This window comes from Achromobacter pestifer (assembly GCF_902859625.1).
GTDB classification, from domain to species: domain Bacteria; phylum Pseudomonadota; class Gammaproteobacteria; order Burkholderiales; family Burkholderiaceae_B; genus Achromobacter; species Achromobacter pestifer.
In genome coordinates this window covers 302332-328740 of the sequence record NZ_CADIJX010000005.1, presented here as the reverse complement: position 1 = coordinate 328740, position 26409 = coordinate 302332, and the positions used below count along the sequence as shown (strand labels likewise).

The 26409-nt window shown below is 63.1% G+C and carries 25 protein-coding genes; 6 read left to right on the top strand and 19 right to left on the bottom strand.

From position 1 onward, the window contains the following. The first annotated feature begins 5 nt into the window (after positions 1–5). Positions 6–1844, top strand: a complete 1839-nt coding sequence (locus HV753_RS20685; protein WP_175176465.1) for a branched-chain amino acid ABC transporter ATP-binding protein/permease — start codon at positions 6–8, stop codon at positions 1842–1844. After that, entirely contained in the window at positions 1841–2602 is a 762-nt protein-coding gene (locus HV753_RS20680; RefSeq protein ID WP_175176464.1) for an ABC transporter ATP-binding protein, read from the top strand. The genes HV753_RS20685 and HV753_RS20680 overlap by 4 nt, the downstream gene beginning before the upstream one ends. 78 nt (positions 2603–2680) lie before the next feature. Here HV753_RS20680 and HV753_RS20675 read toward each other — a convergent pair whose 3' ends face one another. The 16 genes from HV753_RS20675 to fdxA form a co-directional block, all read right to left on the bottom strand. After that, a complete protein-coding gene (locus HV753_RS20675) occupies positions 2681–3268 on the bottom strand; it encodes a TetR/AcrR family transcriptional regulator (RefSeq protein ID WP_175176463.1) in 588 nt (195 codons plus the stop codon). Between the two features lie 30 nt (positions 3269–3298). Further along, positions 3299–3769 (bottom strand): Rid family hydrolase, encoded by a 471-nt coding sequence (locus HV753_RS20670; protein ID WP_175176462.1) that lies wholly within the window; start codon positions 3767–3769, stop codon positions 3299–3301. A 78-nt stretch (positions 3770–3847) separates the two neighbouring features. Continuing rightward, positions 3848–4243: an ASCH domain-containing protein gene (locus tag HV753_RS20665; RefSeq protein WP_246288335.1), complete on the bottom strand. Its 396-nt coding sequence runs from the start codon at positions 4241–4243 to the stop codon at positions 3848–3850. Then, the gene (locus HV753_RS20660; protein ID WP_175176460.1) at positions 4240–6393 is read right to left on the bottom strand and encodes a phosphocholine-specific phospholipase C; all 2154 of its coding nucleotides are present in this window, start codon (positions 6391–6393) and stop codon (positions 4240–4242) included. Before HV753_RS20660 ends, HV753_RS20665 begins: the two co-directional genes overlap by 4 nt. A 77-nt stretch (positions 6394–6470) precedes the next feature. Then, complete coding sequence (locus HV753_RS20655; protein ID WP_175176459.1) at positions 6471–7316, bottom strand: branched-chain amino acid aminotransferase; 846 nt, start codon at positions 7314–7316, stop codon at positions 6471–6473. An 85-nt stretch (positions 7317–7401) separates the two neighbouring features. Then, complete coding sequence (locus tag HV753_RS20650; RefSeq protein ID WP_175176458.1) at positions 7402–8427, bottom strand: ABC transporter substrate-binding protein; 1026 nt, start codon at positions 8425–8427, stop codon at positions 7402–7404. 112 nt (positions 8428–8539) lie between these two features. Further along, positions 8540–9523, bottom strand: coding sequence for a branched-chain amino acid ABC transporter permease (locus HV753_RS20645; RefSeq protein ID WP_175176457.1), 984 nt, complete (start codon positions 9521–9523; stop codon positions 8540–8542). Then, positions 9520–10407 carry a branched-chain amino acid ABC transporter permease gene (locus tag HV753_RS20640; RefSeq protein WP_175176456.1) on the bottom strand — a complete coding sequence of 296 codons (888 nt, stop codon included), beginning with the start codon at positions 10405–10407 and terminating at the stop codon, positions 9520–9522. The genes HV753_RS20645 and HV753_RS20640 overlap by 4 nt, the downstream gene beginning before the upstream one ends. Positions 10408–10506: 99 nt before the next feature. Then, on the bottom strand, positions 10507–11721 hold the full coding sequence (locus HV753_RS20635) for an ABC transporter substrate-binding protein (RefSeq protein WP_175176455.1): 1215 nt from the start codon (positions 11719–11721) through the stop codon (positions 10507–10509). A 61-nt stretch (positions 11722–11782) separates the two neighbouring features. Next, complete coding sequence (locus HV753_RS20630) at positions 11783–12493, bottom strand: ABC transporter ATP-binding protein (protein WP_169273737.1); 711 nt, start codon at positions 12491–12493, stop codon at positions 11783–11785. Next, entirely contained in the window at positions 12490–13263 is a 774-nt protein-coding gene (locus HV753_RS20625) for an ABC transporter ATP-binding protein (protein ID WP_175176454.1), read from the bottom strand. The genes HV753_RS20630 and HV753_RS20625 overlap by 4 nt, the downstream gene beginning before the upstream one ends. 518 nt (positions 13264–13781) lie before the next feature. Next, positions 13782–14417, bottom strand: a complete 636-nt coding sequence (gene nth, locus HV753_RS20620) for an endonuclease III (RefSeq protein ID WP_175176453.1) — start codon at positions 14415–14417, stop codon at positions 13782–13784. Next, a complete protein-coding gene (gene rsxB / locus HV753_RS20615; protein WP_281370982.1) occupies positions 14414–15121 on the bottom strand; it encodes an electron transport complex subunit RsxB in 708 nt (235 codons plus the stop codon). The genes nth and rsxB overlap by 4 nt, the downstream gene beginning before the upstream one ends. Positions 15122–15252: 131 nt before the next feature. Next, positions 15253–16479 (bottom strand): polyhydroxyalkanoate depolymerase, encoded by a 1227-nt coding sequence (locus HV753_RS20610; RefSeq protein ID WP_175176451.1) that lies wholly within the window; start codon positions 16477–16479, stop codon positions 15253–15255. A 212-nt stretch (positions 16480–16691) separates the two neighbouring features. Next, positions 16692–17492 (bottom strand): ferredoxin--NADP reductase, encoded by an 801-nt coding sequence (locus tag HV753_RS20605; protein ID WP_175176450.1) that lies wholly within the window; start codon positions 17490–17492, stop codon positions 16692–16694. A gap of 49 nt (positions 17493–17541) precedes the next feature. Then, positions 17542–17865 (bottom strand): ferredoxin FdxA, encoded by a 324-nt coding sequence (gene fdxA, locus HV753_RS20600; protein ID WP_043543338.1) that lies wholly within the window; start codon positions 17863–17865, stop codon positions 17542–17544. A 156-nt stretch (positions 17866–18021) separates the two neighbouring features. On the opposite strand from fdxA, the gene pncB reads away from it, so the two are divergent. Next, positions 18022–19197 carry a nicotinate phosphoribosyltransferase gene (pncB, locus tag HV753_RS20595; RefSeq protein WP_175176449.1) on the top strand — a complete coding sequence of 392 codons (1176 nt, stop codon included), beginning with the start codon at positions 18022–18024 and terminating at the stop codon, positions 19195–19197. A 71-nt stretch (positions 19198–19268) separates the two neighbouring features. Continuing rightward, positions 19269–19619 (top strand): RidA family protein, encoded by a 351-nt coding sequence (locus HV753_RS20590; protein WP_175176448.1) that lies wholly within the window; start codon positions 19269–19271, stop codon positions 19617–19619. Between the two features lie 392 nt (positions 19620–20011). On the opposite strand, the gene HV753_RS20585 is transcribed toward HV753_RS20590, so the two are convergent. Together HV753_RS20585 and HV753_RS20580 are read right to left on the bottom strand one after the other, a co-directional pair. Continuing rightward, the gene (locus tag HV753_RS20585; RefSeq protein WP_175176447.1) at positions 20012–20521 is read right to left on the bottom strand and encodes a flavodoxin family protein; all 510 of its coding nucleotides are present in this window, start codon (positions 20519–20521) and stop codon (positions 20012–20014) included. Then, complete coding sequence (locus HV753_RS20580) at positions 20518–21351, bottom strand: M90 family metallopeptidase (protein ID WP_175176446.1); 834 nt, start codon at positions 21349–21351, stop codon at positions 20518–20520. The genes HV753_RS20585 and HV753_RS20580 overlap by 4 nt, the downstream gene beginning before the upstream one ends. Positions 21352–21456: 105 nt before the next feature. On the opposite strand from HV753_RS20580, the gene HV753_RS20575 reads away from it, so the two are divergent. Further along, positions 21457–23751, top strand: coding sequence for a RelA/SpoT family protein (locus HV753_RS20575; RefSeq protein ID WP_175176445.1), 2295 nt, complete (start codon positions 21457–21459; stop codon positions 23749–23751). A gap of 45 nt (positions 23752–23796) precedes the next feature. Here the strand turns inward: HV753_RS20575 and HV753_RS20570 are convergent, their stop codons facing one another. Further along, complete coding sequence (locus tag HV753_RS20570) at positions 23797–25107, bottom strand: MFS transporter (RefSeq protein WP_175176444.1); 1311 nt, start codon at positions 25105–25107, stop codon at positions 23797–23799. A 134-nt stretch (positions 25108–25241) separates the two neighbouring features. Between HV753_RS20570 and argE the strand changes: the two genes are divergently transcribed. Further along, a complete protein-coding gene (gene argE / locus HV753_RS20565; RefSeq protein ID WP_175176443.1) occupies positions 25242–26393 on the top strand; it encodes an acetylornithine deacetylase in 1152 nt (383 codons plus the stop codon). Positions 26394–26409: the final 16 nt, after the last annotated feature.

The window sequence follows — 26409 nt, the reverse complement described above, 5'->3', positions numbered from 1 at the left end:
ACGCCATGAACCGCATTCTGCTTGCCGTATTCATTGTTGTCCTGGCGGGCCTGCCCTTGGTGCCGGTCACGCCCGAGTTCTGGGTGACGCAACTCAACTACATCGGCTTGGCCAGCCTGGTCGTGCTGGGTCTGGTGCTGCTGACCGGCGTGGGCGGCCTGACCTCGTTTGGCCAGGCCGCGTTCGTGGGCCTGGGCGCCTACACCACGGCCTTCCTGACGACGCAGTACGACGTGTCGCCCTGGCTGGCGTTGCCCGTCGGCCTGGTCGTGACCGCCGTGATTGCCTATCTGCTGGGCGCGATCACCTTGCGCCTGTCGGGCCACTACCTGCCGCTGGGCACCATTGCCTGGGGCCTGTCGCTGTATTTCCTGTTCGGCAATATCGATTGGCTGGGCAAGCATGACGGCATTGCCGGCATTGAACCCATCAGCATCTTCGGCATGTCGCTGGCCAACGGCCGTCACATCTATTACCTGATCTGGGTATTCGTGCTGTTGGCGTTGTGGGCGACCCGAAATCTGCTGAATTCGCGTCCTGGCCGCGCCATCCGCGCCTTGAAGAGCGGCGCGGGCATGGCCGAATCCATGGGCGTGAATACCGCTGCCTACAAGGTCGTGATCTTCGTCTGGGCTGCCTTGCTGGCCTGCATGTCGGGCTGGCTCTACGCGCACATGCAACGTGCCGTCAGCCCCAGCCCCTTCGGCGTGAACTACGGTATTGAATACCTGTTCATGGCGGTGGTGGGCGGCGCGGGTTATGTCTGGGGCGCCTTGCTGGGCTCTGGCGTGATCCTGGTGCTGAAGGACCAGCTGCAAAACTGGTTGCCGAGGTTGCTGGACACCAACGCCAACTTCGAGATGATCGTCTTCGGGGTGCTGTTGATCCTGATGCTGCAATACGCACGCAACGGCCTGTGGCCGATCCTGGCGGGCTGGTGGGGCAGCATTACCGGCGCCGATGGTTCGCGCCGCAATCTGGCGCCGCCCGCGCCAGCGCCGGCCCTGCCAGCGCGCGCGCGTCCCCAGGCGGGTCAGGTGGTGCTGGAAGTGGATGCCATCCGCAAGGAATTCGGCGGCCTGGTCGCCGTCAACGACATCACCTTCAAGGTCAGTTCGGGCGAAATCATGGGCCTGATCGGCCCCAATGGCGCCGGCAAGAGCACGACCTTCAACCTGATCAGCGGCGTGCTGCCGGTGACGCGCGGCAAGGTCACGTTCATGGGCCAGCGCATTGACAACCGTTCGGCGCGCGAGATCGCCAAGCTGGGTGTCGGCCGTACCTTCCAGCATGTGCAGTTGCTGCCCGGCATGACCGTGCTGGAAAACGTGGCGCTGGGTGCGCACTTGCGCTCCGACGTTGGCGTGCTGGCGGGCGCCTTGCACACGGATCGCGCGCGTGAAGCGCAGCTGCTGCACGAGGCCGCCGAGCAAATCAAGCGCGTGGGCCTGGGCGAATACCTGTATGAACAAGCCGGCAACCTGGCGCTTGGCCAGCAACGCATCCTGGAAATCGCGCGCGCCTTGGCGTCCGATCCCGTGCTGCTGCTGCTGGACGAACCCGCCGCGGGTCTTCGCTACAAGGAAAAGCAGGATCTGGCGCGAGTGCTGGAACAACTTCGCGCAGAAGGCATGAGCATTCTGCTGGTCGAACACGATATGGATTTTGTGATGCGCCTGACCAACCACCTCGTGGTGATGGACTTCGGCACGAAGCTGGCCGAAGGTGTGCCGGCAGACGTGCAAAAGAATCCGGCGGTGCTGGAGGCCTATCTGGGCGGCATCGACGACGACCTGCCCGAAGCGGATCAGGCCAAGGCCGTGTCGGCTGGAGGTGTGCAATGAGCGCGACGCAAAAGCCCGTGCTGGAAGTCAGTAATCTGTCGGCCCGTTATGGCAAGGTTGGCGCGCTGATGGGCGCCACCCTGACCGTGCCCGCTGGCAGCATCGTGACCGTGATCGGCGCCAACGGCGCCGGCAAATCCACCATGCTGAACGCCGTGATGGGTTCCTTGCCGCAGACCGGCCATTCGGCCGGCACCGTGCAATATGCAGGCGCCGATGTGTCCAGCTGGCAGGTGGAACGCCGGGTGGCGGCTGGCATGTCGCTGGTGCCTGAGCGCCGCGAACTGTTTGGCACCATGTCCGTGGAAGACAACCTGCTGCTGGGCGGCTTTCGCCGTTATCGCGCACGTGAAAGCGGCTGGCGCGATACGCTGAACGAAGTGTTCGACCTGTTCCCGCGCTTGCGCGAACGTCGTGGCCAGCAGGCCGGAACCTTGTCCGGCGGTGAACGCCAGATGCTGGCGGTTGGCCGCGCGCTGATGGCCAAACCCACGCTGCTGATGTTGGACGAGCCCAGCCTGGGCCTGGCGCCGCGCATCGTGCGCGAGATCTTCCACATCATTGCGCGTCTGCGCGAGACCGGCGTGGCGATTCTGCTGGTCGAACAGAATGCCCGCGCGGCCCTGCAAGTGGCCGATTACGGCTACGTGTTGGAAACGGGTGAAGTCATCCTGCATGGCCCGGCACGTGAACTGGCCGGTGACCCCAAGGTCATTGAAAGCTATCTGGGCCTGGGCAAGGGCGCGGAACAAGGCTGAACGGTTTCGTGTTCGTTCAAAGAAAACCGGGCACTGAAAAGTGCCCGGTTTTTTATTGCTGGATAAAGAAGTGCGGTATCACTTGAGAGCCGCCAGGGCGGGCGCCACCAAACCTTCAAGCGCACGTTTTGAGGCGCCGTCCCGCGCCTGGAACGAGATGGCCTGCATCAGCCCGCAATAGAAGGCGGCCAGTGCATTGACGTTGGCATCTTTGGCCAGCTCACCGTCGTGGACGCCGCGTTCAAGGCGCTTGCGCACCAAGATCGACGTCGCCCTCCGCGCGGCTTTCAGGCGGTCCTCGGCCTGCTGATGTTCAGGCGGGCAACCGATGGCGCCAAGAATCAGCAGGCATCCGCCCCATGGCGATTGCAGCGCTACGCCGATGCTCCGTTCAAGCATCAGCCGGATCGCGGATGCCAGCGGCAGGGTTTCTTCAAGCGCTTGCATCGGACTGGCGCCGACGGTGGATACATAGAGGTCCACGACTTCCTGGAACGCGGCCGCTTTCGAGCCGAAGGCGGCATAAAAGCTGGGGGGATTGATTCCCATGGCGACGGTCAGATCGCTGACCTGCGCGCCCTGGTAGCCTTTCTCCCAGAACACATCCAACGCCTGGCGGAGCGCGGCGTCTCGGTCAAAGGCGCGTGGCCTTCCTCGCACGGCCATTCTTTTTCCTCTTTCTGCTGGGTGGGCGAGTTAGCGCGTCGGGGAAAACGCGAGCGCCTTGATTTCGACCAGCCCGCCCGGCGGATTCAGATCCGCAACGGCCAACTCAACCGCGGCGGGGTAGGGGGCGGCAAAGAACTCGTCCCGAACGGCGGCAATGGCTTGCAGCTGTGCGGCTTTGTCGAGCGTGGTGTGATCGCTGCCGAAGACATGGAACATCTGCAATTCGACCACATCCGATAGCTCGGCCTGGCAGGCCGCGAGTAGTTGTTCGATGTTGCGAAAAACCTGGCGCAACGCCTGTTTGAACGCTTCGCCCTCCATGGGCTCGGGCGATGGATTGGCGACAACCACGCCCGACACGAAGACGAAATCACCGGCTCGGCGGGCCGGCGCATAGTGATATTGCTGGACGTCGGCCGCGAGGAATCCAGGTATGGCGACCATTCCTGTTCGGGTCGGAACGATCGTTGTTGCTTCCGGGTAAGCATGTTCAGTCATGATGCGCTCTAGCTAGTGTCGAGGGGGCGAGATAGCTTAGCGCATTTATGTAGTCGATATTACATAAATAATGAAGGGTTATTCAAAGACCTCGATCACGCGGAAGCGTTCGCAGACCAGCATCATCTCGGGCGCATAGCCGCCGTTACGCTCGAAGTAGGCGATGTGTGCCTCGCGCCAGACGTCGTAGGGTCCTTCGCCTTCGGCCAGCGCGAAGGCCTCGTCCACCTGGTCAAAGCGCTGGATCAGCACGCTGGTGGTTTCGATGACGCAGGCGGGCCGGCCTTGCCCGTCCAGCACCACGTCGCGCCGGCCGGCCTCGGGCACGGGCTCTTTGTCGTTGAAGTGGTGCAGTGCGCCGCAGGTCGCCGTCTTGGTGCCGGCCAGTACCAGGGCCAGCAATTCGTTGGCCAGCTCGGGGCTATCGCCAAACTGGAATGTCACTGCGTTTTCATAAGGGGCGGGTGGTTTCATGCCGGGGAAGTCCATCGCAGGTGTAGCGCCTGCCCCATTTCGGGGTCGGAAGTAGAAGCATTGCCGGTCTCGATGCGGCCAGCCAGCCGGCGCGTGCAGGCCGGGTCATCCAAATCTTGCACGGTCACGTCATACCAACCGCCCGTACGGGTCATATCCCACGATAGATCGACGGATTCGCCAGGCGCCAACGCAGTGCTGGCTTGCTGCGGGTAGCCGTAGGCATTGGCGTCCACACGGAACGATCGTAATTGCGGGCCTGGGTTGTGCACCGATAGCCGCAAAGCGGCGCCAGGCCCGTCATACGAGGCGGTGACGGTCAAGGGCGGCGTGGCCCCGGCTGCGGCGCGTCCCGTGCAATGCCGGTGGAATCCGTTGGGGCCCAGCACCCAGAGGTCGTAGTGGCCGTCATTCTCAGACGCCATCCATTCGTCTTCCAGTCGCTTGCCCGCTTCCACGGTGTACCGGCGGGGCCCAGCATCCAAGCGCAGCCGGTCATAGACATGCAGCACCGCGCCCGCCGCGCCGGCATTCTCAAATTGCAGCCTCACGCGGTCGCCGTCCACTTTGGCGTGGACATGCAGCGCATAGGGCAAGGCGCGCGACGGGCGCGTGCCGGATTGCTGACGGGCCATGTCCGGGTGGATGGGCGCGGGCGGTATGACGGTACCGGGCAACGCGGATGCCTGTGCTGCGCGTTCTGCCGTGGCGGGCAAACCGCGCAGCAGGTCGACGCCGTTCGGATTGGCGAAGTCGAAGATCGACGTCAGATCGCCGCAGACCGCGCGGCGCCAGGGTGAGATGTTCGGTTCGGCCACGCCGAAACGCTGCTCGACGAAACGCAGGACGGACGTATGGTCGAACACTTGCGAATTGACCCAGCCCCCCTTGGTCCAGGGCGACAGCACATACATGGGCACGCGCGGCCCCAGTCCGTAGACGCCGTGCAAGTGCGCAGGCGTGTCGTCTTTTTCCACGCCGGTGATGATCTCGTGGTATTCGCCTCGCGTATCCACGGTGGACGCGCCGGCCAAGGCACCCGACGCATCACGCGAAGGCGGCGCGGGCGGCGGCATGTGATCGAAGAATCCATCGTTTTCGTCGAACATCAGCAGCAAGACCGTCTTGCTCCAGACATCGGGATTGGCGGTCAGCGCGTCCAGCACGCGGGCCGTGTAGTCCGCGCCTTGCGCGGGGCTGGAGGGGCTGGGGTGCTCGGACCCGGCCTTGGTTGCGCAAATCCACGACACTTGCGGCAGCGTGCCGTCCAGCACGTCCTGGCGCAGCAGGTCCAGGCCGCGGGTGGTCAGCGCCTTTTCCTTCAGCACGGCGGCCGATCCCGGCAAGCCATGGTAGGCGTCGCGATAGGCTTTGAATCCTGCCGTGGGGTTCAGCGAATAGTTGTCCGCCATGTCCTGGTAGATGCGCCAGCTGATGCCGGCGGCCTCCAGCCGTTCCGGATAAGTCGTCCACGTATAGGCGCGGGCGGGGTCGCCGGCCTTGAGCTTGTTGTAGACGTTGCCCAGCGCCGGGCCGTTGCCGCGTCCCTCGCCGTCGTTCGTGCCGCTCCAGACGAACAGCCTGTTCGTATTGGTGCCGCCGGTGAACGAGCAGTGATAGGCATCGCAGACCGTGAAGGCGCGTGCCATGGCGTACTGGAAAGGCATGTCTGCCTCGGTGTAGTACGCCATCGAATGGTTTTTCTTGGCCGCCGGCCATCGGCCCATGCGGCCCGCTTCCCAGGCGTCCTGTGCGTTGGACCAAGTGTGGGGCGTGCTGGCGATGCGCAAGGTTTCAAAGTCCTCTTGCGTATCCAGGTGGTAAGGCAGCACGGTACGCGGGCCGCCTTCATCGGGCTTGTCGTTGTACTGCGCCCAGACGGTGCGATGGCGGGCGTCGGGGCTGTCGGGCACGGGAATGGGGAAGCGGTCGCCGAAACCGCGCACGCCCGCCAGTCCGCCAAAGTAATGATCGAACGAGCGGTTTTCCTGCATGAAGATCACGATGTGTTCCACATCGCGGATCGTGCCGGTGCGCTGGTTGGCGGGGATGGCAAGCGCGCGGCGAATGGACGCCGGCAGCAGCGCGAGCGCGCTGGTGGCGCCGGCCAGAGTTGCGCTGTTGCGCAGGAAATCGCGTCTGCTGTGCATGGGTCAGGCATCCTTGAATACAACACTGCCCGCGGAAAGGCGGGCAGCGTGAGTTTGGTTGCAGCGGGGCTGGCAGCCTAGCGGCGGCCCGTGCTTTCCGCGTAGTCCATGTACAGCTTATGCGCACGGCGGGCCAGCGGGCCGTATTCCAGCGCGCGGCCTTCCACGCGGTTCACGTGAACCACTTTGCCGTAGTTGCCGGACGAGAACACTTCGTCGGCGTCTTCGATGTCGGCGCGGGTCAGGCTGCGCTCTTGGACTTCCACGCCGTCGGCCTTCAGCAGCGCCAGCACGCGGCGGCGCGTGATGCCGTTCAGGAACGTGCCGTTGTCCACGGGCGTGGACACCACGCCGTTCTTGGCGATCCACAGGTTGCTGGTGGCGAACTCCGCGATGTTGTCCGCGCCGTCCAGCATGATGGCGTTGTCAAAGCCCTTTTCCGCCGCTTCACGGATGGCGCGCTGGCCATTGGGGTACAGGCAGGACGCCTTGGCATCGGTGGGCGCCATATTGGGCCAGGAACGCGCAAAGCTGGAGAAGCAGGCCGAGAAGCCTTGCTCGCCCGGCATCGGCACCTTGAACACGTGCAGCACGAACAGGGTCTTGTCGGCATCGGGCAGCAGGAAGCCGTCGGCGCAATAGAACATCGGCTTGATGTAGAGCTCGGTGCCAGCCGGGAACTTGGCCACGGCTTCCAGGCACAGCTTCTGGATCGCTTCCCAAGTGATCTGCGGCTTCATCAGCATCTTTTCGGCCGAGCGCACGACACGCTGGCAATGCAGGTCCAGGTCAGGCGTCAGGCCGCGGAATGCGCGCGCGCCGTCGAAGACCATGCTGGCCATCCAGAAGGCGTGGTCGGCGGGGCCGAGCAGTTTGGGGTTATCGGTGGTCCAGTGACCGTCATGCCAATACAGGGCATCCATTTCATCTTCCTTTGCTTGAATCGGGTTGGCGCTTCTGCGGCGCCGAAACGTCAGGATACATGAGGCGGCGGGTGTCTTCGGCTCATCATTCGCGCGACAGCGCGGCTTGCACACGATCCGCCGTGTCCACGGGCATCCATTGCCGCCAGACGGGGCCGTACTGTTTCAGGAAATAACGCGCCGCGTCCTCGGGCTCCTTGCCTTCGTTCTCCAGCCAGCCCAGCGTCGCGTTGATGGCGTCGTCCGGCACGGTCAGCTTGCCCAGGAACTCGGCGATCTTTGGCGCCTGCTTGGCGAATGCGGCGTTCACGCCTGTGACCACGGGATTGGGCTTGAACTCGGTAGCCACCGGATTGGCACACTTGGGGTCGGTCATGCAGGTGTAGGCCGCCTGGTCAAAGGCGGGGAGTTCCAGCTTCACCAGATCCAGCGCGCCCACCAACGACGTGGGAGTCCAGTAATAAAAGACGATGTCGCGTTTGCGCTTATAGGCCGACACGATGGCGGCCTTCTGCGCGGCGCCCGAACCGGGCGCGAACAGGGAATAGTCTTTGTCCAGCTTCAAGGCGCGCAGCAGATTGTCGTTCAGGGTGCCGCAGGCCCAGCCGGCAGGGCAGCCGTAGATGCGGCCGCGCCCGGGTTCCTCGGGGTCGGCGAACACGCTCTTGAAGCGCGCCAGATCGGATGCGGACTTCAGCTCGGGATGACGTTCGACGGTGTAGCGCGGCACGTACCAGCCTTCGCCTGCGTCGTACACGTGCCCCACGCCCAGCACCTTGCCGCTGGCCAGCGCCTTCTTCCAGGCGCCTTCGATCTGGCCGGGCCAGACTTCCGGCGTCACGTCCACGTCGCCGCGCTGTAGCGCGGCCAGCATGGGCAGCGTTTCGCCGATCTCGACCGTGGTCTTGCAACCGTAGCCGTGCTCCAGCACATAGCGTTCGATGCCGGCCAGTACCAGGTTGGATTCCCAGTTCAGGCCGCTGAATCGGATGGGGCGGTCGATCTCGCAGGTGGGGGCGGCAGAGGGGGCCGCGTGGGCCGCCGGGGCCAGGAGGGCCGCGGCCAGCGCCAGGGCACCAGGGATGAGGGCGAACGGATGCGGGTTGCGCATGGTCAGGCACCTGTTTGGTTAGGTGCGTTTCATTGTACGGGCGTCAGCCGTCGTGCCAAATGCAAACGAGGCCGCATGATGCGGCCTCGTCAGTGTGGCAAAGGTGTGCCGGTCAGGCGCGGGCGGTGCGACGTCGCTCAATGAAGGCGCCGACTTCGCCCACGATGCCGCGACGGAAGGCCAGCACGCAGATCACGAAGATCAGGCCAATCACAATCGTGACCGACTCACCCAGGCGCAGGAACCAATCCACGCCAGTCAGGTTGGCCATCATCTGGCCGAAATCGCCCACCTTGTTTTCCAGCAGCACCACGATGAAGGCGCCCAGGATCGGGCCGGTCAGGGTGCCCAACCCGCCAATCAGCGTCATCAGGATGACCAGCCCCGACATCTGCCAGGTGGCATCCGACAAGGTGGCGGACACGAACACCAGCGTCTTGGTGGCTCCCGCCAGGCCGGCCAGCGCCGCCGACAGCACGAAGGCCAGCAGCTTGAAGCGGTCGACGTCGTAGCCCAGCGAAACGGCGCGCGGTTCGTTCTCACGCAGCGCTTGCAGCACTTGCCCGAAGGGCGAGTTCACCGTGCGCCAGATGATGAAGTAGCCGATGATGAAGATACCCATCACCAGGTAGTACAGGTTGATGTCCTTGGACAGGTCGACCAGCCCCAGCAAGGTGCCGCGCGGCACGCTTTGCAGGCCGTCTTCACCGCCCGTGAAGCTGGCTTGCAGGAAGAAGAAGAACACCATCTGCGCCAGCGCCAGGGTGATCATGGCGAAGTAGATGCCGCTGCGCCGGATGGCGATGGCGCCCATCGCCAAACCCAGCAACGCTGCCACGCCCACGCCAAACAGCAGACCGATTTCCGTCGGGAAACCCCAGACCTTCATGGCGTGGCCAGCCGCATAGGCTGCGCTACCCAGGAAGGCGGCGTGCCCGAAGGACAGCAGCCCCGTGAAGCCCAGCAGCAGGTTGAATGCGCAGGCGAAAAGCGCGTAGCACATGATCTTCATGGCGAAGATCGGATACACCCCAAGAAAGGGTAGAGCGGCCACCACGACGGCCAGGACCGCATAGCCCAGGAGTTGACGATTCATTTTTCTTTTCCGAACAGCCCGGCCGGGCGGATCAACAGAACGATGGCCATGATGATGAACACGACGGTGCTGGAGGCTTCGGGCCAGAACACCTTGGTCAGTCCTTCAATCACGCCCAGCCCCAACCCGGTGACGATGGCGCCCATGATGGACCCCATGCCCCCGATCACGACCACGGCGAACACGACGATGATGAGGTTGGACCCCATCAGCGGAGAAATCTGCAAGACGGGGGCGGCAAGCACGCCCGCAAAGCCGGCCAATGCCACGCCGAAACCATAGGTCAGCGTGATCATGCGGGGCACGTTCACGCCAAAGGCTTCGACCAGGCGCGGGTTCTCGGTGCCGGCGCGCAAGAGGGCGCCCAGGCGGGTGCGTTCGATCACGAACCAGGTCGCCAGGCACACGACCACCGATGCCGCCACGACCCAGCCACGGTAGTTCGGCAGAATCATGAAGCCCAGATTGGTCGCGCCGCGCAAGGCTTCGGGCGTGGGATACGGTTGGCCAGACACGCCGTAGAAGCTGCGGAACAACCCTTCGATCAACAGCGTCAGCCCGAAGGTCAGCAGCAGGCCGTACAGATGGTCGAGTTTGTACAGATGCTTGAGCAGCAGCTTTTCAATGAGGATGCCGAAGAGTCCGACGACCAGCGGCGCCAGGACCAGCATGACCCAGTAGTTCAACCCCAGGTACGACAGCCCCATCCAGGCAACGAATGCACCCAGCATGTAAAGCGCGCCGTGCGCGAAGTTAATGACGTTCAGCAGCCCGAAAATAACGGCAAGCCCGAGCGACAGCATGGCATAGAAGGAACCGTTGACCAGGCCCAATAACAGTTGGCCCAGCAGGGCTTGTATAGGGATGCCGAAAATATCAGTCATCTTGTGAAAATCCTGCGCGTGCGGATGGAAGCGAACTATCCAGAATGAGACCGTGGCGCACGAGGCTGCCCGGTCGCATTCTGGATTACAAGGGCCGGTTTACTTCTTGACCAGCTTGCAGGTGGACTCGGACAGCTTGGTGTAGACCTCGTCGCCAGGCAGCGTCGCCACGACCTTGTAGTAGTCCCAAGGTGCCTTGGACTCAGCCGGGGTCTTCACTTGCATCAGGTACATGTCGTGGATCATGCGGCCGTCTTCGCGCACATACCCGCCCTGGGCGAAGAAGTCGTTGATCTTGTTGGACTTCATCCACTTCATCACGGCATCGCCGTCGTCAGTGCCAGTGGCTTTGACCGCGTTCAGATAGAAGGTAAGGGCGGAATAGTCGCCCGCCTGAAGCATCGACGGCTTGCGGCCGACCTTGGCTTCAAACTTCTTGGACCAGGCGCGCGAAGCGTCGGATTGGTCCCAGTACCAGCCATCGGTCAAGTACATGCCCTGCGTGGCCTGGAGGCCCAGCGCGTGCACATCGTTGATGAAGACCAGCAGACCCGCCATCTTCATGGTCTTGGTCACGCCGAATTCATTGGCGGCCTTGATCGAGTTGATGGTGTCGCCGCCTGCGTTGGCCAGACCCAGGATCTGTGCCTTGGAGGCTTGCGCTTGCAGCAAGAAGGACGAGAAGTCCGAGGCGCCCAGCGGCGCCCGCACCTGGCCTCTCACTTCGCCGCCCGCGGCCTTGACCACGGCCATGGTGTCACGCTCCAGCGCATGGCCGAAGGCATAGTCGGCAGTCAGGAAGAACCAGCTCTTGCCGCCGTCCTTCACGACGGCGGAACCAGTGCCGCGCGCCAGGGCCACGGTGTCGTAGGCGTAGTGCACGGTGTAGGGCGAGCATTGCGCGTTGGTCAGGTCAGAAGCGCCCGCGCCGATTGCCATGAAGGGCTTCTTCTTGGCTGCGGCCACGCCGGCCATGGCCAGGCTGGTCGACGAGTTCGTGCCGGCGATGATGACGTCCACCTTCTGTTCGTCGAACCATTCGCGCACGCGCGCCGACGCGACGTCGGCCTTGTTCTGGTGGTCCGCCGAGACGACTTCGATCTTCTTGCCGTTGATCGAACCGCCGGCGTCTTCGATCGCCATGCGGATTGCGTCCAGCCCGGCCTTGCCGTCGATGTCAGAATACACGCCCGACATATCGGTGATGAAGCCGATGCGGATGACATCGTCGGAGATACCTTGTGCGTGGGCGGTTGCCCCTGCAAATCCCAGGCCCGCCATGGCCAGTGCAGCAGTGATGGTGTGCAGCTTCATGGGATGACTCCTCTTCCCTACGGTGTAGTTTTGCCGGGGTTCCGGCGGGTGACAGGTTGTTTTACACACCCAACAATTCGTTGAGCGTGTCCTGTTTTTCTGAAAGTTCGGCCGCTTCAAAGTGCTCGACGATCTGGCCGTGCTCCATGACATAGAAGCGGTCGGCCAAGGGAGCCGCGAAGCGGAAATTCTGTTCCACCATGACAATGGTGTAGCCGCGCTGTTTCAAGGTCGTGATCATGCGGGCAAGCGCCTGCACGATGACAGGCGCCAGGCCTTCGGAGATTTCGTCCAGCAGCAGCAGGTTGGCGCCGGTGCGCAAGATGCGCGCCACCGCCAGCATTTGTTGTTCGCCGCCCGACAAGCGCGTGCCAGGCGAATGCCGGCGCTCTTGCAGGTTGGGGAACATGTCGTAGATCTCGGCCAGCGACATGCCGCCGCCCAGCGAGCCCACGACGGGGGGCAGCAGCAGGTTTTCTTCGCAAGACAGGCTGGCGAAGATGCCGCGTTCCTCGGGGCAATAGCCCACGCCCAGATGGGCGATCTTGTAGGTCGGCAGGTCGATGGCTTCGGTGCCATGGATACGCACCGATCCTTTGCGCGATCCCGTCAGGCCAAGAATGGCTCGCAGCGTCGTGGTGCGGCCAGCGCCGTTGCGGCCCAGCAGCGTGACGACCTCGCCTTGCCCCACGCGCATATCCACGCCATGCAGGATATGCGATTCCCCGTACCAGGCTTGCAAGCCTGAAATTTCGAGTGCCGGGGTGCTCATGCATGCGCTCCTTGAAGTTCGCCGTCGGTGGTGCCCATGTACGCTTCCATCACGGCCGGATGGCGCGAGACTTCTGCGTATGTGCCCTCGGCCAGCACCGATCCGCGCGCGAGCACGGTGATGGTGTTGGCGATGGAGGACACGACGTTCATGTTGTGTTCCACCATCAGGATGGTGCGCCCGGCGCTGACGCGCTTGATCAACTGCGTGACGCGGTCCACGTCTTCGTGGCCCATGCCCTGGGTGGGCTCGTCCAGCAGCATCAGTTCGGGTTCCATCGCCAAGGTCGTTGCGATTTCCAACGCGCGCTTGCGGCCATACGGCAAGTTCACCGTGGTCTCGTCCGCGAAAGCGCCCAGATCCACTTGTTCCAGCAGTGCACGCGCAGGTTCGTTCAGCGATGCCAGGCGCTTGTCGCTTTGCCAGAAATGAAACGACAGGCCGGTCTTGCGTTGCAAGCCGATCCGCACGTTTTCAAGCACGGTCAGGTGGGGAAACACCGCCGATATCTGAAATGAGCGAATGACGCCGCGACGCGCGATTTGCGCAGGGCGCTCACCGGTAATGTCGATGCCGTTGAACTTGATCGTTCCCGATGTGGGAGATAAGAACTTGGTAAGCAGATTGAAGCATGTAGTCTTGCCCGCGCCGTTAGGCCCGATCAAGGCATGAATCTCGCCCCGCTTGATACGCAAATCGACCCCATTGACCGCGACGAATCCGCGGAATTCCTTGGTGAGGCCTTTTGTCTCCAGGATTGTGTCATCCATGTCCGCTGCACCAGCGTTGTATTTATATGGTCTCCACCTGCCGTTATCTCGCCAGGCCCCCGCAGGGTCGGAAAATGGATCGATTGATCGTAGTTTTCCGATGAGTTGCCGGCGAGTATGCGGACCTCTTTATCAAAATTCCATGAGGGTTTTACATAGGTTTTGCAGTGCGGCAAGGTGAATTGTCGGCACGCCGACAATGCGTGCCCCGCAAGGCGGGAAAACCCTTTTCAACATTCAATGCGTTGCAGCAATTGCGCATTGATTGTTATCAACATGTCATGCAATCGTAGGATGGGTGTAGCGCGAGAAACCCGAAGCAAGAACCCCACCCCCCAGCGCGCGCAACCCATCAAGCAACGATTGAGTTCTAAAAATCCCCCCCCACAAAGTCCGCCAAGCAAGTACCCCGTCAAGCAAGAGCCCGGCTAAATAAGCAAGACCCCCGTCAAGCAAGAACCCCGTTGATTAAGCAAGAACCCTGACACCTCACCCCATCCCCCGCAAGCGTCAGCACTTCACGCAGGCGTCTTCTGTTTGAATTCACACAGATCAGAAATACCGCATTGCGGGCATTTCGGTTTGCGCGCCACGCAGATATAGCGCCCCAGCAGAATCAGCCAGTGATGGGCATCCTGCATGTATTCGCGCGGCACGAACTTCACCAGTTTTTCTTCGACTTCCAGCACGTTCTTGCCGGGCGCGATGCCAGTGCGGTTGGACACGCGGAAGATGTGCGTGTCCACCGCCATCGTCGGTTGCCCGAAGGCGGTGTTCAGCACCACGTTGGCCGTCTTGCGGCCCACGCCAGGCAGCGATTCCAGGGCCTCGCGCGTTTGCGGCACTTCACCCCCGTGGTGTTCGATCAGTATGCGGCACGTGGCGATCGTGTTCTTGGCCTTGGTGCGGAACAGGCCGATCGTCTTGATGTAATCGGACAGACCTTCTTCGCCCAGGGCCAGCAGAGCCTGAGGCGTGCCGTATTGGGGGAAGAACTTGCGCGTGGCGATGTTCACCGACTTGTCGGTCGCCTGGGCAGACAGCAGCACCGCGATCAGCAATTGGAACGGGGTGTCGTATTCCAGTTCGGTGGTGGGGTGGGGGTTGGCCGCCTGGAGGCGGGCGAAGATCTCACGGCGTTTGGCTGCGTTCATGACTGCGTCGGATTGCTGCGGCGGGCCCGGGCGCGGGCCAGCGCGGATTCAATGGCGGAGCGCTTGCGGTCTTCCTGCTGCGCGTCGTCGGAAGGGGGCGGGGCGGCGATGCTTGCCTGAGGCGTCTCGGGCTCCATCAGGCGCGCGTTGTCGGCGGCCAGGCGTTCCGCCCGGACCAGGTGACTGCGGTGGCGCTGGCGGCTGATGGTGGCGTCTTGCTCACTCCAGACGCGCCCGGCGGGCACCATCTGGATGCAATCGACCGGACAGGGCGCCACGCAGAGGTCGCAGCCCGTGCACCAGTCGCTCAGCACGGTGTGCATGTGCTTGTTGGCGCCCACGATCGCATCGACCGGACAGGCCTGGATGCACAGCGTACAGCCGATGCAATGGGATTCGTCGATGCGTGCGACCAACAGCGGGCCGGGCACGCCGCGTTCCAGATCCAATGGCAGGGCCGGGGTCTGCAACAGGGCGGCAAGCGCGGCGATGCCTTCATCGCCGCCGGGCGGGCAGCGATTGATTGGGGCTGCGCCCTCGGCGATGGCGTCGGCATAGGGCCGGCAGCCGTCATAGCCGCACTTGGTGCATTGCGTCTGAGGCAGCAAGGCGTCGATGCGGTCGGCAAGTGAGCGACAGGACATGGTATGGAACAGAGAACGGTAGGATGGGTGAAGCGCGAGAGTCCTCTGACAAGGACTCAACAGCGCAATGCGCGCAACCCATCAAGCAGCGCTGGCAACATGGCTGCTTTTGCCATGAGACCAGCGCTGCTTGATGGGTTGCGCGCTAAACGTCCGGGTTCTAGTTCAGGCTTGCTCGCGCTTCACCCATCCTACGCCGATTGCCGGATGAATTCGGCAATTTTAGGACAGATCATTTCGCGCCAGCGGCGACCCGAGAAAATCCCATAGTGGCCGCAGTTGGGGGCGGTGTAGTGCGTCTTGCGCTCCGCCGGGATGTTCTTGCACAGCTTGATGGCCGCGCGCGTCTGGCCCTGGCCCGAGATATCGTCCAATTCGCCTTCAATAGTGAACAGGGCGACTTGCTTGATGTCCGCGGGGCGCACGATCTGGCCGTCGACTTCCCACGTGCCGCTGGGCAACGCGAAGTCCTGGAAGACCATGCGGATCGTGTCCAGATAGAACTCGGCCGGCATGTCCAGCACGGCGTTGTATTCGTCGTAGAAGCGGCGATGGGCTTCAGCGTCGCTATCGTCCCCACTGACCAGGTCCAGATAGAACTCGTAGTGCGACTTCATGTGGCGATCCGGGTTCATGGCCATGAACCCGGCATGTTGCAGGAAGCCCGGGTAAACCTTGCGGCCCGCGCCCGGATAGCGTGGCGGCACCGGGTGGATCACCTGGCTTTCAAACCATGAATAAGGTTTGGTCGTGGCCAGGCGGTTCACTTGCGTGGGCGACTGGCGGGGGTCGATGGGGCCGCCCATCATGACCATGCTGCGCGGCTGGCAGGGATCGTTGGCGGTTGCCATCAGCGACACGGCGGCCAGCACCGGCACCGTGGGTTGGCAAACGGAAATGACATGCACGTCCGGGCCCAGGTGCCGGATGAAATCCTGCACGTAGCGGACATAGTCATTCAGGTGGAACGGGCCGGCGGCCAAGGGCACCATGCGGGCGTCCACCCAATCCGTGACGTACACGTCATGGGCGGGGAGCAGGGCGCGCACCGTATCGCGCAACAGTGTGGCGTGGTGGCCCGACAGCGGCGCGACCAGCAGCACCTTCGGGTCGTCGCGGCCGGCGGCGCGCACGTCGCGGTGGAAGTGCACCAGGCGGCAGAAAGGCTTGTCCAGCGCGACCGCTTCGGTCACCCGGACAGATTTGCCATTGATGTCGGTGGTGGGAAGGTTCCAGGCGGGCTTCTGGTATTCCTTGCCGATGCGCGTCATCAGCTCATACCCGGCGGCCATCTGGCGGGAAATCGGGGTGTAAGCGAGGGGACTGTAGGGACTGGAGAACAGCTGGGAACCAGCATCCGTGAATGCAGCGAACGGAGTCAGGAAGGCGCGCTGCATTTCGTGCAATTGGTACAGCATTTGGGGGAAGTCCTTCTGGGTCGTGCGTGTGCCCCGATTATTGCGCCGAGGACTAAAGATATATCCAATCAGCCTGAAGAAACTGCGGCAAAAGCCGCGATTCTGTTGCTAAAAAGAGACCAGTCACCCTGTTAAGCACCAGTTTAGGGCGTTTTTTTGCCCTGCCCAGAGGCCAAACGGAGGATTTATGCACTACGCCGGACAGTGCCGGATCACCAGTAGTTTTCAACGGCCAGGTTACCGGGGATGCCCCGGCGGCCGGTTTTGAAGCCGCGTTCGCCCAGCAGCTTGCGGGCGTCGGTCAGCATGTCGGGGTTGCCGCAAAGCATGATCTTCGCGTGCTCGGGATCCAGCGGCAGCCCAGCCAGTTGTTCTAGCCGGCCATCGGCGATCAGCGTGGTCAGGCGTGCTTGCGGCATGCCCGGCAGAGCTTCGCGGGTGGCGATGGGCAGGTAGGTGAGTTTTTGCGGGTCGGCCGCGAACAGTTCGGCCAGCTCGGGCCGCTTGCCCCAGGATTCGATTTCCTCGCGGTAGGCCAGCTCCGCCGCAGTGCGCACGCCATGCACCAGAATGATGCGGCGGTAGGCGTGCCACGTCGCCGGGTCGCGCAGGATGGACAGGTAGGCAGACAGGCCGGTGCCGGAGGCCAGCAGCCAGAGGTCGCCGCCGGGGGCGAAGCGCTCCAGCGTCAGGAAACCGTAGGGCGCTTTTTCCACGTACAGCGAATCGCCCGGGCGCAGCTGCGCCATGCGCGGGCTGAACAGGCCCTCGGGGACCACGATGGAATAGAACTCCAGGCCCGACTCCTGCGGTGCGGAGACCATGGAATAGGCACGCCACAGGGTCGGGGGGCCGTCGGGGTCATCTGCCCCGGGTAAACCGACCCGGGCAAACTGGCCCGGTAGAAACGTATAAGCGTCGTCGCGCGTGACACGCAAAGAGAACAGCTTATCGGGCACCCAGGTATGGATCTGAGTTACGGTCTGGCGCGTGTATTTGGAGTCGTCGGTCATCGGGCCATCGCGCGATGCCGGCCGCCAGGCGGCAGCCGGCCGTCGCGGACTATTTTTCCAGGTATTGCAGCTTGTCCTGCTTGCCGTTCCAGTCGTCGGCGTCCGGCAGGGGCTTCTTGGCGCGGCTGATGCTGGCGAACTCAGGCGAGAGCTCGGCGTTCAGCGCGATGAAATTCATTTGGTCCTGCGGTACGTCTTCTTCGGCGTAGATCGCGTTGGCCGGGCATTCCGGGATGCAGACGGCGCAGTCGATGCACTCGTCCGGATCAATCACGAGAAAGTTCGGACCCTCACGAAAACAGTCCACCGGGCACACATCAACGCAATCGGTGTACTTGCACTTAATACAGTTTTCAGTGACAACGTGGGTCATTCAGGAACTCCGGGAGCGGCGGCTTTTTTGTCTAGTTGAGCCGATTTTACCCAATGCGGGCCAGATGTGCCGGTAATACCCGTATTGACATCGTGGCCCATCCCCCTGAACCCTGGGTTCTCTATGCTATGGTGTCGCGAAACGATACGCGCAATCATGATAATCACTTCGCTGCTCGACACCGATCTGTACAAATTCAGCATGATGCAAGTGGTGCTGCATCAATTCCCCGCTGCACAGGTCGAGTACCGTTACAAGTGCCGCACCGCCGGGGCCGACTTGCGTCCCTATCTGGATGAAATCCGCGAAGAAGTCCACCAGCTTTGCCAGTTGCGCTTCACGCAGGAAGAACTGGATTATCTGGGCGGCTTGCGTTTCATCAAAAGCGATTTTGTTGATTTCCTGGGCCTGTTCCACCTGCCCGAGCGCTGCATCCACATCACCGAAGGCGACGCGCCTGGCGAAATCTCGATCGAGGTCAAGGGGCCGTGGTTGCACACGATCCTGTTCGAGATCCCGGTGCTGGCCATCGTGAACGAAGTCTATTTCCGCAACACGCGCAAGAACCCGGATTGGGAAGAAGGCCGCCAGCGTTTGCAGTCCAAGATGCACCTGGTGCTGGACGACCCCGCGCTGGCCGATTTCCGCGTGGCCGAATACGGCACGCGCCGCCGCTTCTCCAAGGTCTGGCACCAGGAAGTCGTGTCCACCATGAAGGCGCAAATGGGGCCGCATTTTGCCGGCACCAGCAACGTGCTGCTGGCCAAGCAGCACGAAGTGCTGCCGCTGGGCACGATGGGCCATGAATATTTGCAGGCCTGCCAGGCGCTGGGGCCGCGCCTGCGGGATTCGCAGGTGTTTGCGCTGGAAGTCTGGGCCAAGGAATACCGGGGTGACCTGGGCATCGCGCTGTCGGACGTTTACGGCATGGATGCCTTCCTGCGCGACTTCGACATGTATTTCTGCAAGCTGTTCGACGGTGCGCGCCATGATTCCGGCGATCCCTTTGTCTGGGGCGAGCGCCTGTTGGAACACTATCGCAAGAACCGCGTGGATCCCCGCGCCAAGACCCTGGTGTTCTCGGATTCGCTGACTTTTCCGCGCGCCATCGAACTGGCCCGTCAATTTTCGGGGCGCTGCAAGGTGTCGTTCGGCATCGGCACCAACCTGACCAACGACCTGGGCCATGAACCGCTACAGATCGTCATGAAGATGGTCCGCTGCAATGGCCAGCCCGTGGCCAAGGTTTCCGATGCGCCGGAAAAGACGATGTGCGACGATCCCGCCTACCTGGCGTATCTGCGCCAGGTGTTCCAGTTGCCCCCCGCCTGAGGGCGGCTCGGGTAAATTGCTGTTTTCCTTGTATTGATCCACCCAACCCACTCGAATCTAGGGGAATATTCATGAGCAGCATCAAGCGCTTCCACGTCGCCAAGCGCCTGTCGGACATGGCCGTGTACAACGGCGTCGCCTACCTGGCAGGCCAGGTGCCGGACGACGCCACGCTGGACATCACCGGCCAGACCGAACAAGTGCTGGCAACGATCGATCGCCTGCTGGCTGAAGCCGGCACCGACAAGACCAAGATCCTGATGGCCCAGATCTACGTGGCCAACATGAAGGAATTCGATGGCATGAACAAGGCATGGGACGCCTGGGTCGCTGACGGCAATTCGCCTCCGCGCGCCACGGTCGAAGCCCGCCTGGCCAACCCGGACTTCAAGGTCGAAATCGTCGTGACGGCCGCCGTCTAAGCGATATCCGCCTGCCAAAGAAAAAGCCCTTCGGCATGCCGAAGGGCTTTTTCTTTGGCAGGGGATGGTCTTGGCTTGCGTCGATGATGGGTTACGTGCGGCGTGCGGTTGCGTGCTTGGGGAGGGCGGGACGCACTTCACCCATCCTACGGGTGCGGTCGATGGCAATCGTCACGGCGTAGCCGCGTTGGCGGGGCCTTGTAGGATGGGTGTAGCGCGGCAAATCCGTCATGAAAGCGACGGTACTCAACGCGCGCAACCCATCATCGCACCGTCATCGAACCGTCCATCGCACCCTCATCTCACCCTCATCGCACCATCATTGCACCCTCATTTCACCCTCATCGCACCGTCCATCGCACCATCACCCCATCACCCCCCATCACCCCCCATCATCCCCCCATCAACACAATCCCCGCCAACAGCCCCCCCAATTCCTCGCACCGGGTCAAATCCTCTGCGGGCACGGTCTTCTCCGCCTGAATCTCTTCCGCTGTCTGCGCACCCAGCCTGACGATCAGGGCCGGCGCGACGGCGCTCAGGCGCCAGCCGGTGCAAATGCGTTCGACCTGCCGCGCCGCGCCCGCGCCGTCGCTGCCAGCGCTGATCGCGCAGGCGTACGGCAGGCCCTGGATTCTGTCCAATACGGCGTAGTAATTGCGGTCGAAACACTCTTTCATTTCGCCGCTCAAGCTGGCCAGGTTTTCCGGTGCGCAGAACAGGTAGCCCTGGCTGGCCAGCAGGACGCCGGCATCGACGTCCGACGCGCGCCGCAACACAATGCGTAGCTCATCCGCCTGTTCCAGCTGCACGGCGGCGGCCGCGGCGCCCCGGGCGGCGGCGTCGGCCATCTGTCGTGCCGCGCCGGTGCGCGAATGCCAGGTGATCAGCAGTTGCTTCATGCATAGCGCTCCAGCGTGTCCTGCCGGTAATACGCCCGCAGCAAGCCATACCATTCGGGGAGGGCCTGCTGCATTGGAGCCGGGTCCACGAAAAAGTGTTCGGAACTGACGGCGAAGAATTCTGCTTCATCCGTGGCGGCGTACGGGTCCATCGGCAACTGGCCGTACCAGGCGTCCGCCTCCTCGCTTTCGGGGTCCACATCCGGCGGGATGGCTGCTTCCACCGCGTCCAGCGCGGCGATGAAACGGTCCAGGCTGTCGTCCAGAATGCGACGCCAGGCTTGGGGTTTCAGGTCCGGGTGGGCCGCCAGCGACGGCATGCCGTCCGCAAAGCCCGAGCGCAGGTCCAGCTTGTGGGCGAATTCATGGATGACCACATTGAAGCCGCCTTCGGACAATTGCGTGTCTTCCCAGGACAGCACCAGCGGCCCGCCTTCCCAGGCTTCGCCCGCGGCGTCCTCGATGTACTCGTGGACCACGCCATCATCGTCCTCGCGCGTGCGGGGAATGCGGAAGCTGGCGGGATACACGATGATCTCGTCCCAGCCTTCATAGAGTTCCGGCGCCAGGTTCAAGACGGGCAGGCAGGCCTGTGCCGCGATGGACAGGCGCATGAAGTCCGAGACCTCCAGACCTTGTGCGCCATTGATGTTCTTGCTGGCCAGCAGCCAGGCCGACCGCGCCAGCAACTGGGCGGTTTCGTCGGCGTTCAATGCCGCCAGGAAGGGGTAGGCATCCAGCACCTGCCGCCAAAGTTCCGGGGAGATCCGGGCTTGCATCTCGGCCACTTCGGACGGGCGGGCGCCCCGGCCCTTGAGCCAGCGCAACATAAGCTTGGGTTCCTTCTATATATCGGGAGTTGGTGGGGGATTCAGGGTGATCAAACCCTAGTGTAGAGTGTCGGCATATCAACCAACACACGCACGACGCCTGTCATGTCCGCCCCGCCTGTTATCGACGCGCCTTCGCCTTTCGACGCTTCCTGGCGGCAGGAGGTTGGCGTCGGCCTGGACGCCGATGGCGTGGCACTGATCGACCAGGCCGTCGCCTGGGCCATCCCCCGCTTTGAGGGGCAGCAGGCGCTCACGGGTGAGCCGCTTGCCGGTCATGGTGCCGGCGTGGTCCGCATCCTGGCGGCCCTGCATACCGATGCCGCCACGCGCGCCTCGGCGCTGCTGGCCGCCTTGCCCACTGACTTGATGGCGCCTGCGCCGGCCCTGCGCAATGACCCTGTCGCCGCGGCGTTCGGCGCCGAGGTCGCGCGGCTGGTTCAGGGCACGCGGGCGCTGCTGCGCCTGGGCGTCGTGGCTCGCCAGGCAAGTGACGCCGAAGCCGAAAGCGGTTCGCAGAAGGAAATGCAGCGCAAGATGCTGCTGGCGATGGCGGCTGACCTGCGCATCGTGCTGATGCGGCTGGCCTCGCGGTTGCGCACCTTGCGTTGGCATGCGGAAAGCAAGACCCCGTGCTCCATCGCATTCGCGCGGGAAACGCTGGATCTGTACGCGCCGCTGGCGAACCGCCTGGGCATCTGGCAGATCAAATGGGAAATGGAAGACTTGGCCTTCCGCTTCCTGGAGCCCGACCGCTACAAGCAGATTGCCAAGTTGCTGGAAGAAAAGCGGGTAGAGCGCGAGGCCTTCATCGCCGGCGCCATCGACCGTTTGCAGACCGCCTTGTCCAAGTCTGGCATCGAAGCCGAGGTCAGCGGTCGGCCCAAGCATATCTACAGCATCTGGAACAAGATGCGCGTCAAGCGCCTTGATTTCGCCCAGATGTATGACCTGCGCGCGCTGCGCATCATCGTGGATGACGTGCGCGCCTGTTATACGGCGTTGGGGCTGGTGCACGAGATGTGGACACCGCTGTCCGACGAGTTCGATGACTACATCTCGCGGCCCAAACCCAACGGCTACCGTTCGCTGCATACGGTCGTGGCCGACGACGACGGCCGCCCGTTTGAAGTGCAAATCCGCACGCGCGAAATGCACCAGTTCGCTGAATACGGCATGGCCGCGCACTGGCGCTACAAGGAAGCGGGCGCCAAGGGCGGCCAAGTGGCGGCCTCCAGCGAATACGACCGTCAACTGGCCTGGATGCGCCAATTGCTGGCCTGGAACAGCGATGTCGAGGGCGGGGATGAATCCGTCGCCGAATCAGCGAAGCCGGAATCCTCCAAACCCGCCTCTGGTAAGTCGGGGCCGGGCAAGAACCGCAATGCGGTCACGGCGCCCGCGCATACGGATGAGCGCATCTATGTGCTGACGCCGCAGGCCCGTGTGATCGAACTGCCCACGGGCGCCACGCCGGTGGACTTCGCGTATCACCTGCATACCGACTTGGGCCATCGTTGCCGTGGCGCGCGCGTCGACGGCCAGATGGTGCCGTTGCAGACGCGGCTGTCCACGGGGCAGACCATCGAGATCATCTCCGCCAAGTCCGGCGGCCCGTCGCGTGACTGGCTCAACCCCCAGTTGGGGTTCCTGGCCAGTCCGCGTGCCCGGGCCAAGGTGCGCATGTGGTTCAACGCGATTGAATTGCAGCAGCGCATCACCCAGGGGCAGACCTTGGTGGAAAAAGAGTTGCAGCGCCTGGGCAAGACCGCCGTCAATCTTGAGCAGCTGGCCCAGAACCTGGGTTTTGCCCGCGCCGACGATCTGTACGTGGCCGCCGCCAAGGAAGAGTTCAGCCTGCGTCAGATCGACAGCGTGTTTCAGCAACCGGCGCCCGCCACCGAGCCGCAGCCGGCCGCGTTACGCCACATCAGCGCGGGCAGCGCCGAGAAAAGCGGCAAAAGCGGGGTGCTGGTCGTGGGCGTGGGTTCGCTGCTGACGCAGCTTGCACGCTGCTGCCGTCCGGCCCCGCCAGACGCCATCGCCGGCTTCGTGACGCGGGGGCGCGGCGTGTCCATCCACCGCAGCGATTGCCATAGTTATCTGGCACTGGCGGCGCGCGAACCCGAGCGCGTGATTGAAGTGGCCTGGGGAGAAACCTCGGACACCTTCTATCCTGTGGACATCAGCGTGCGCGCTCACGACCGGCCGGGTCTGTTGCGCGACCTGTCCGAAGTCTTTGCACGATTGCGTCTGAATGTGGTGGGTGTGAACACGCAGAGCAAGCAGTCGCTGGCTCACATGGTGTTCACGGTGGAAGTGCGCGGGGGCGAACCGCTTGCCCGCGCGCTGGATGCCCTGGCCGAAGTGGCGGGCGTATCCTCGGCCGTGCGCCGATAGGACCTAAGCCCCCAAGGCCGCTTGGCCAAGGGGGCAACCACTGTCTTAGTTCAGGTCCTCGTGCGCGCGATCGCGCATGTAGAACGACGCGATCAGGCCCAACGCCACGCCAAACATCACGTAGTAGGCGGGGGCCATCGGCGATCCCGTGGTCTTGATCAGCCAGGTCACGATGAACTGCGCAAAGCCGCCGAAGATCATCACGGCCACGTTATACGCCAGCGACAGGCCCACCGAACGCACGCGCGCGGGGAACAGTTCCGCCATCACCGTGCTGAATACGCCAAAGAACGCCGACACGAAGAAGCACACGACGATCTGCACGGTCAGCAGGCGGCCAATCGACGGCGCGTCCGACAACCAGTAATACAGCGGGTACAGCACGATCAGGTAGCCGATCAGCGAACCGATCACGAGAGGGCGGCGGCCGACACGATCCGACCAGGCACCCATGAACGGCGTCAGCAGCACCATCAGCGCGGCGCCCGCCATCTGCACCAGGAACGTTTCCTTGATCGGCAGCTTCAGGATTTGCGTGGAGTACGTCACCAGGTAGGTGAAGGTGATGTAGATGGAGACCGTGGCGGTCACGACCAGACCCACGCCGATCAGCGTCTCGCGGGTGTGGGCCTTGACCATCTGGGTCAGGCTCAGGCGCTGCACTTCGCCGCGGGCGGCGGCCTGGCGTTCCTCTTCCTTCATCTGCTTGAAGACTTCGGTTTCGTCGATGTTCCTGCGGATATAGATCGCGATGGGAACAATCACCAGGCCGAAGGCGAAGGGCAGGCGCCACGCCCAGTCGGCGATCTGCTGCTGCGTGAAGAATTCCGTGATCAGCGTGCCGCAGGCCGCGCCGATCAGCAGCGCCAGCATCTGGCCGGCCATCTGCCACGAACCGTAGAAGCCGCGCTTGCCTTTGGGGGCCATTTCAATCAGCAGCGCCGTCGACGTGCCGAATTCGCCACCGGCCGAGAAGCCTTGCAGCAAGCGTGCGATCAGGATGAAGATCGGGGCCAGGATGCCGGCGGCGTGGTACGTCGGGGCCACGGTGATCAGTGCGATGGATACGGCCATCAGCGACGTCACCATCACCATGGCGGCCTTGCGGCCCTTCTTGTCGCCGTAGAGCCCCAGGATGATGCCGCCGACGGGCCGCATGAAGAAGCCGACGCCGAAGATCGCCGTCGTCATCAGGATGGCGTTCAGTTCACTGCCGGGAAGATTGGGATCCGTGGGGAAGAACAGCTTCGCAATGATCGGCGTCATGAACGCGAACACCAGGAAGTCATACCATTCGAGGGCGTTGCCTATCACTGCGGCCACGATGTTGCGTGTGGGGACTGCTTTGTGCTGCACGGTTTCTCCTTGGGGGCGTTTTTTCAATCCGGGCGACATTCTAGGCGCTTAACTCGTGAACGGTGTCCGGCGTCGCCCGAGACGTGCGCGCTTCCTGGCTTTACACTTGTCGCTTTCCCCAAAAGAGAAGTGACATGAACGCGCGCACCTGGCTGGAAACGCTGGTGGGTTTCGACACCACCAGCCGCAATTCCAATCTTGCCCTGATCGAAACCGTCCGCGATTGGCTCCACGGCCAGGGCGTCGATGCGTGGTTGGCGCACAACCCCGAGCGCACCAAGGCGAATCTGTTCGCGACGTTGCCGGCGCAGGATGGCAACCAGCAGGGCGGCATCGTCCTGTCGGGCCACACCGACGTGGTGCCCGTGGATGGCCAGGACTGGAGCACGGACCCGTTCAAGCTCGTCGAGAAAGACGGGCTGCTCTATGGGCGCGGCAGTTGCGACATGAAGGGGTTCATCGCCGGATCGCTGGCGCTGGTGCCGGAATTCCTGGCCATGCCGCGCAAGAAGCCGATCCACCTGGCGTTCTCCTATGACGAAGAAGTCGGTTGCGCCGGTGCGCCCTACATGCTGGCCGATCTGCTTGAGCGCGGCATCCGTCCCGAAGGCTGCGTGGTGGGCGAACCCACCGGCATGCAGGTGGTCGTCGCCCACAAGGGCATCAATCTTTTCCGTTGCAAAGTGCACGGCAAGGCCGCGCATTCGTCCCTGACGCCGCGCGGTTGCAACGCCATCGAATACGCCGCCCGCCTGATCTGCCGCATTCGCGACCTGGCCGACAGCTTCAAGGCCAACGGGCCGTACGACCAGTTCTACGATGTGCCGTTCTCGACGATGACCACTAATCAGATCCGTGGCGGCATCGCAGTCAACACCATTCCCGAACTGTGCGAGTTCACCTACGAATTCCGCAATCTGCCGGGCATGCAGCCCGATGAGATCCAGGCGGAAGTCGAAAAATACGTGCGTGATGAGCTCTTGCCGCGCATGCAGGCCGAATTCGCCGATGCCCGCATCGACATCGAGACCGGCGCCGCGGCCCCCGCCCTGGAGGCCTCCGAAGAGGCCGCCATCACTCAGCTGGTGCGCGCGCTGACCGAAGACCGCACCACCCGCAAGGTGGCCTACGGCACCGAAGCCGGCCTGTTCCAGGGCATCGGCATTCCCACGGTGGTGTGCGGCCCTGGCCATATCGAACAGGCCCATAAGCCCAACGAGTATGTCGCCTTGGACCAGATGGCCTCGTGCGAGACATTCTTGCGCCGACTGGGCCAATCGCTCTAGGCGCCATCCGGGGACG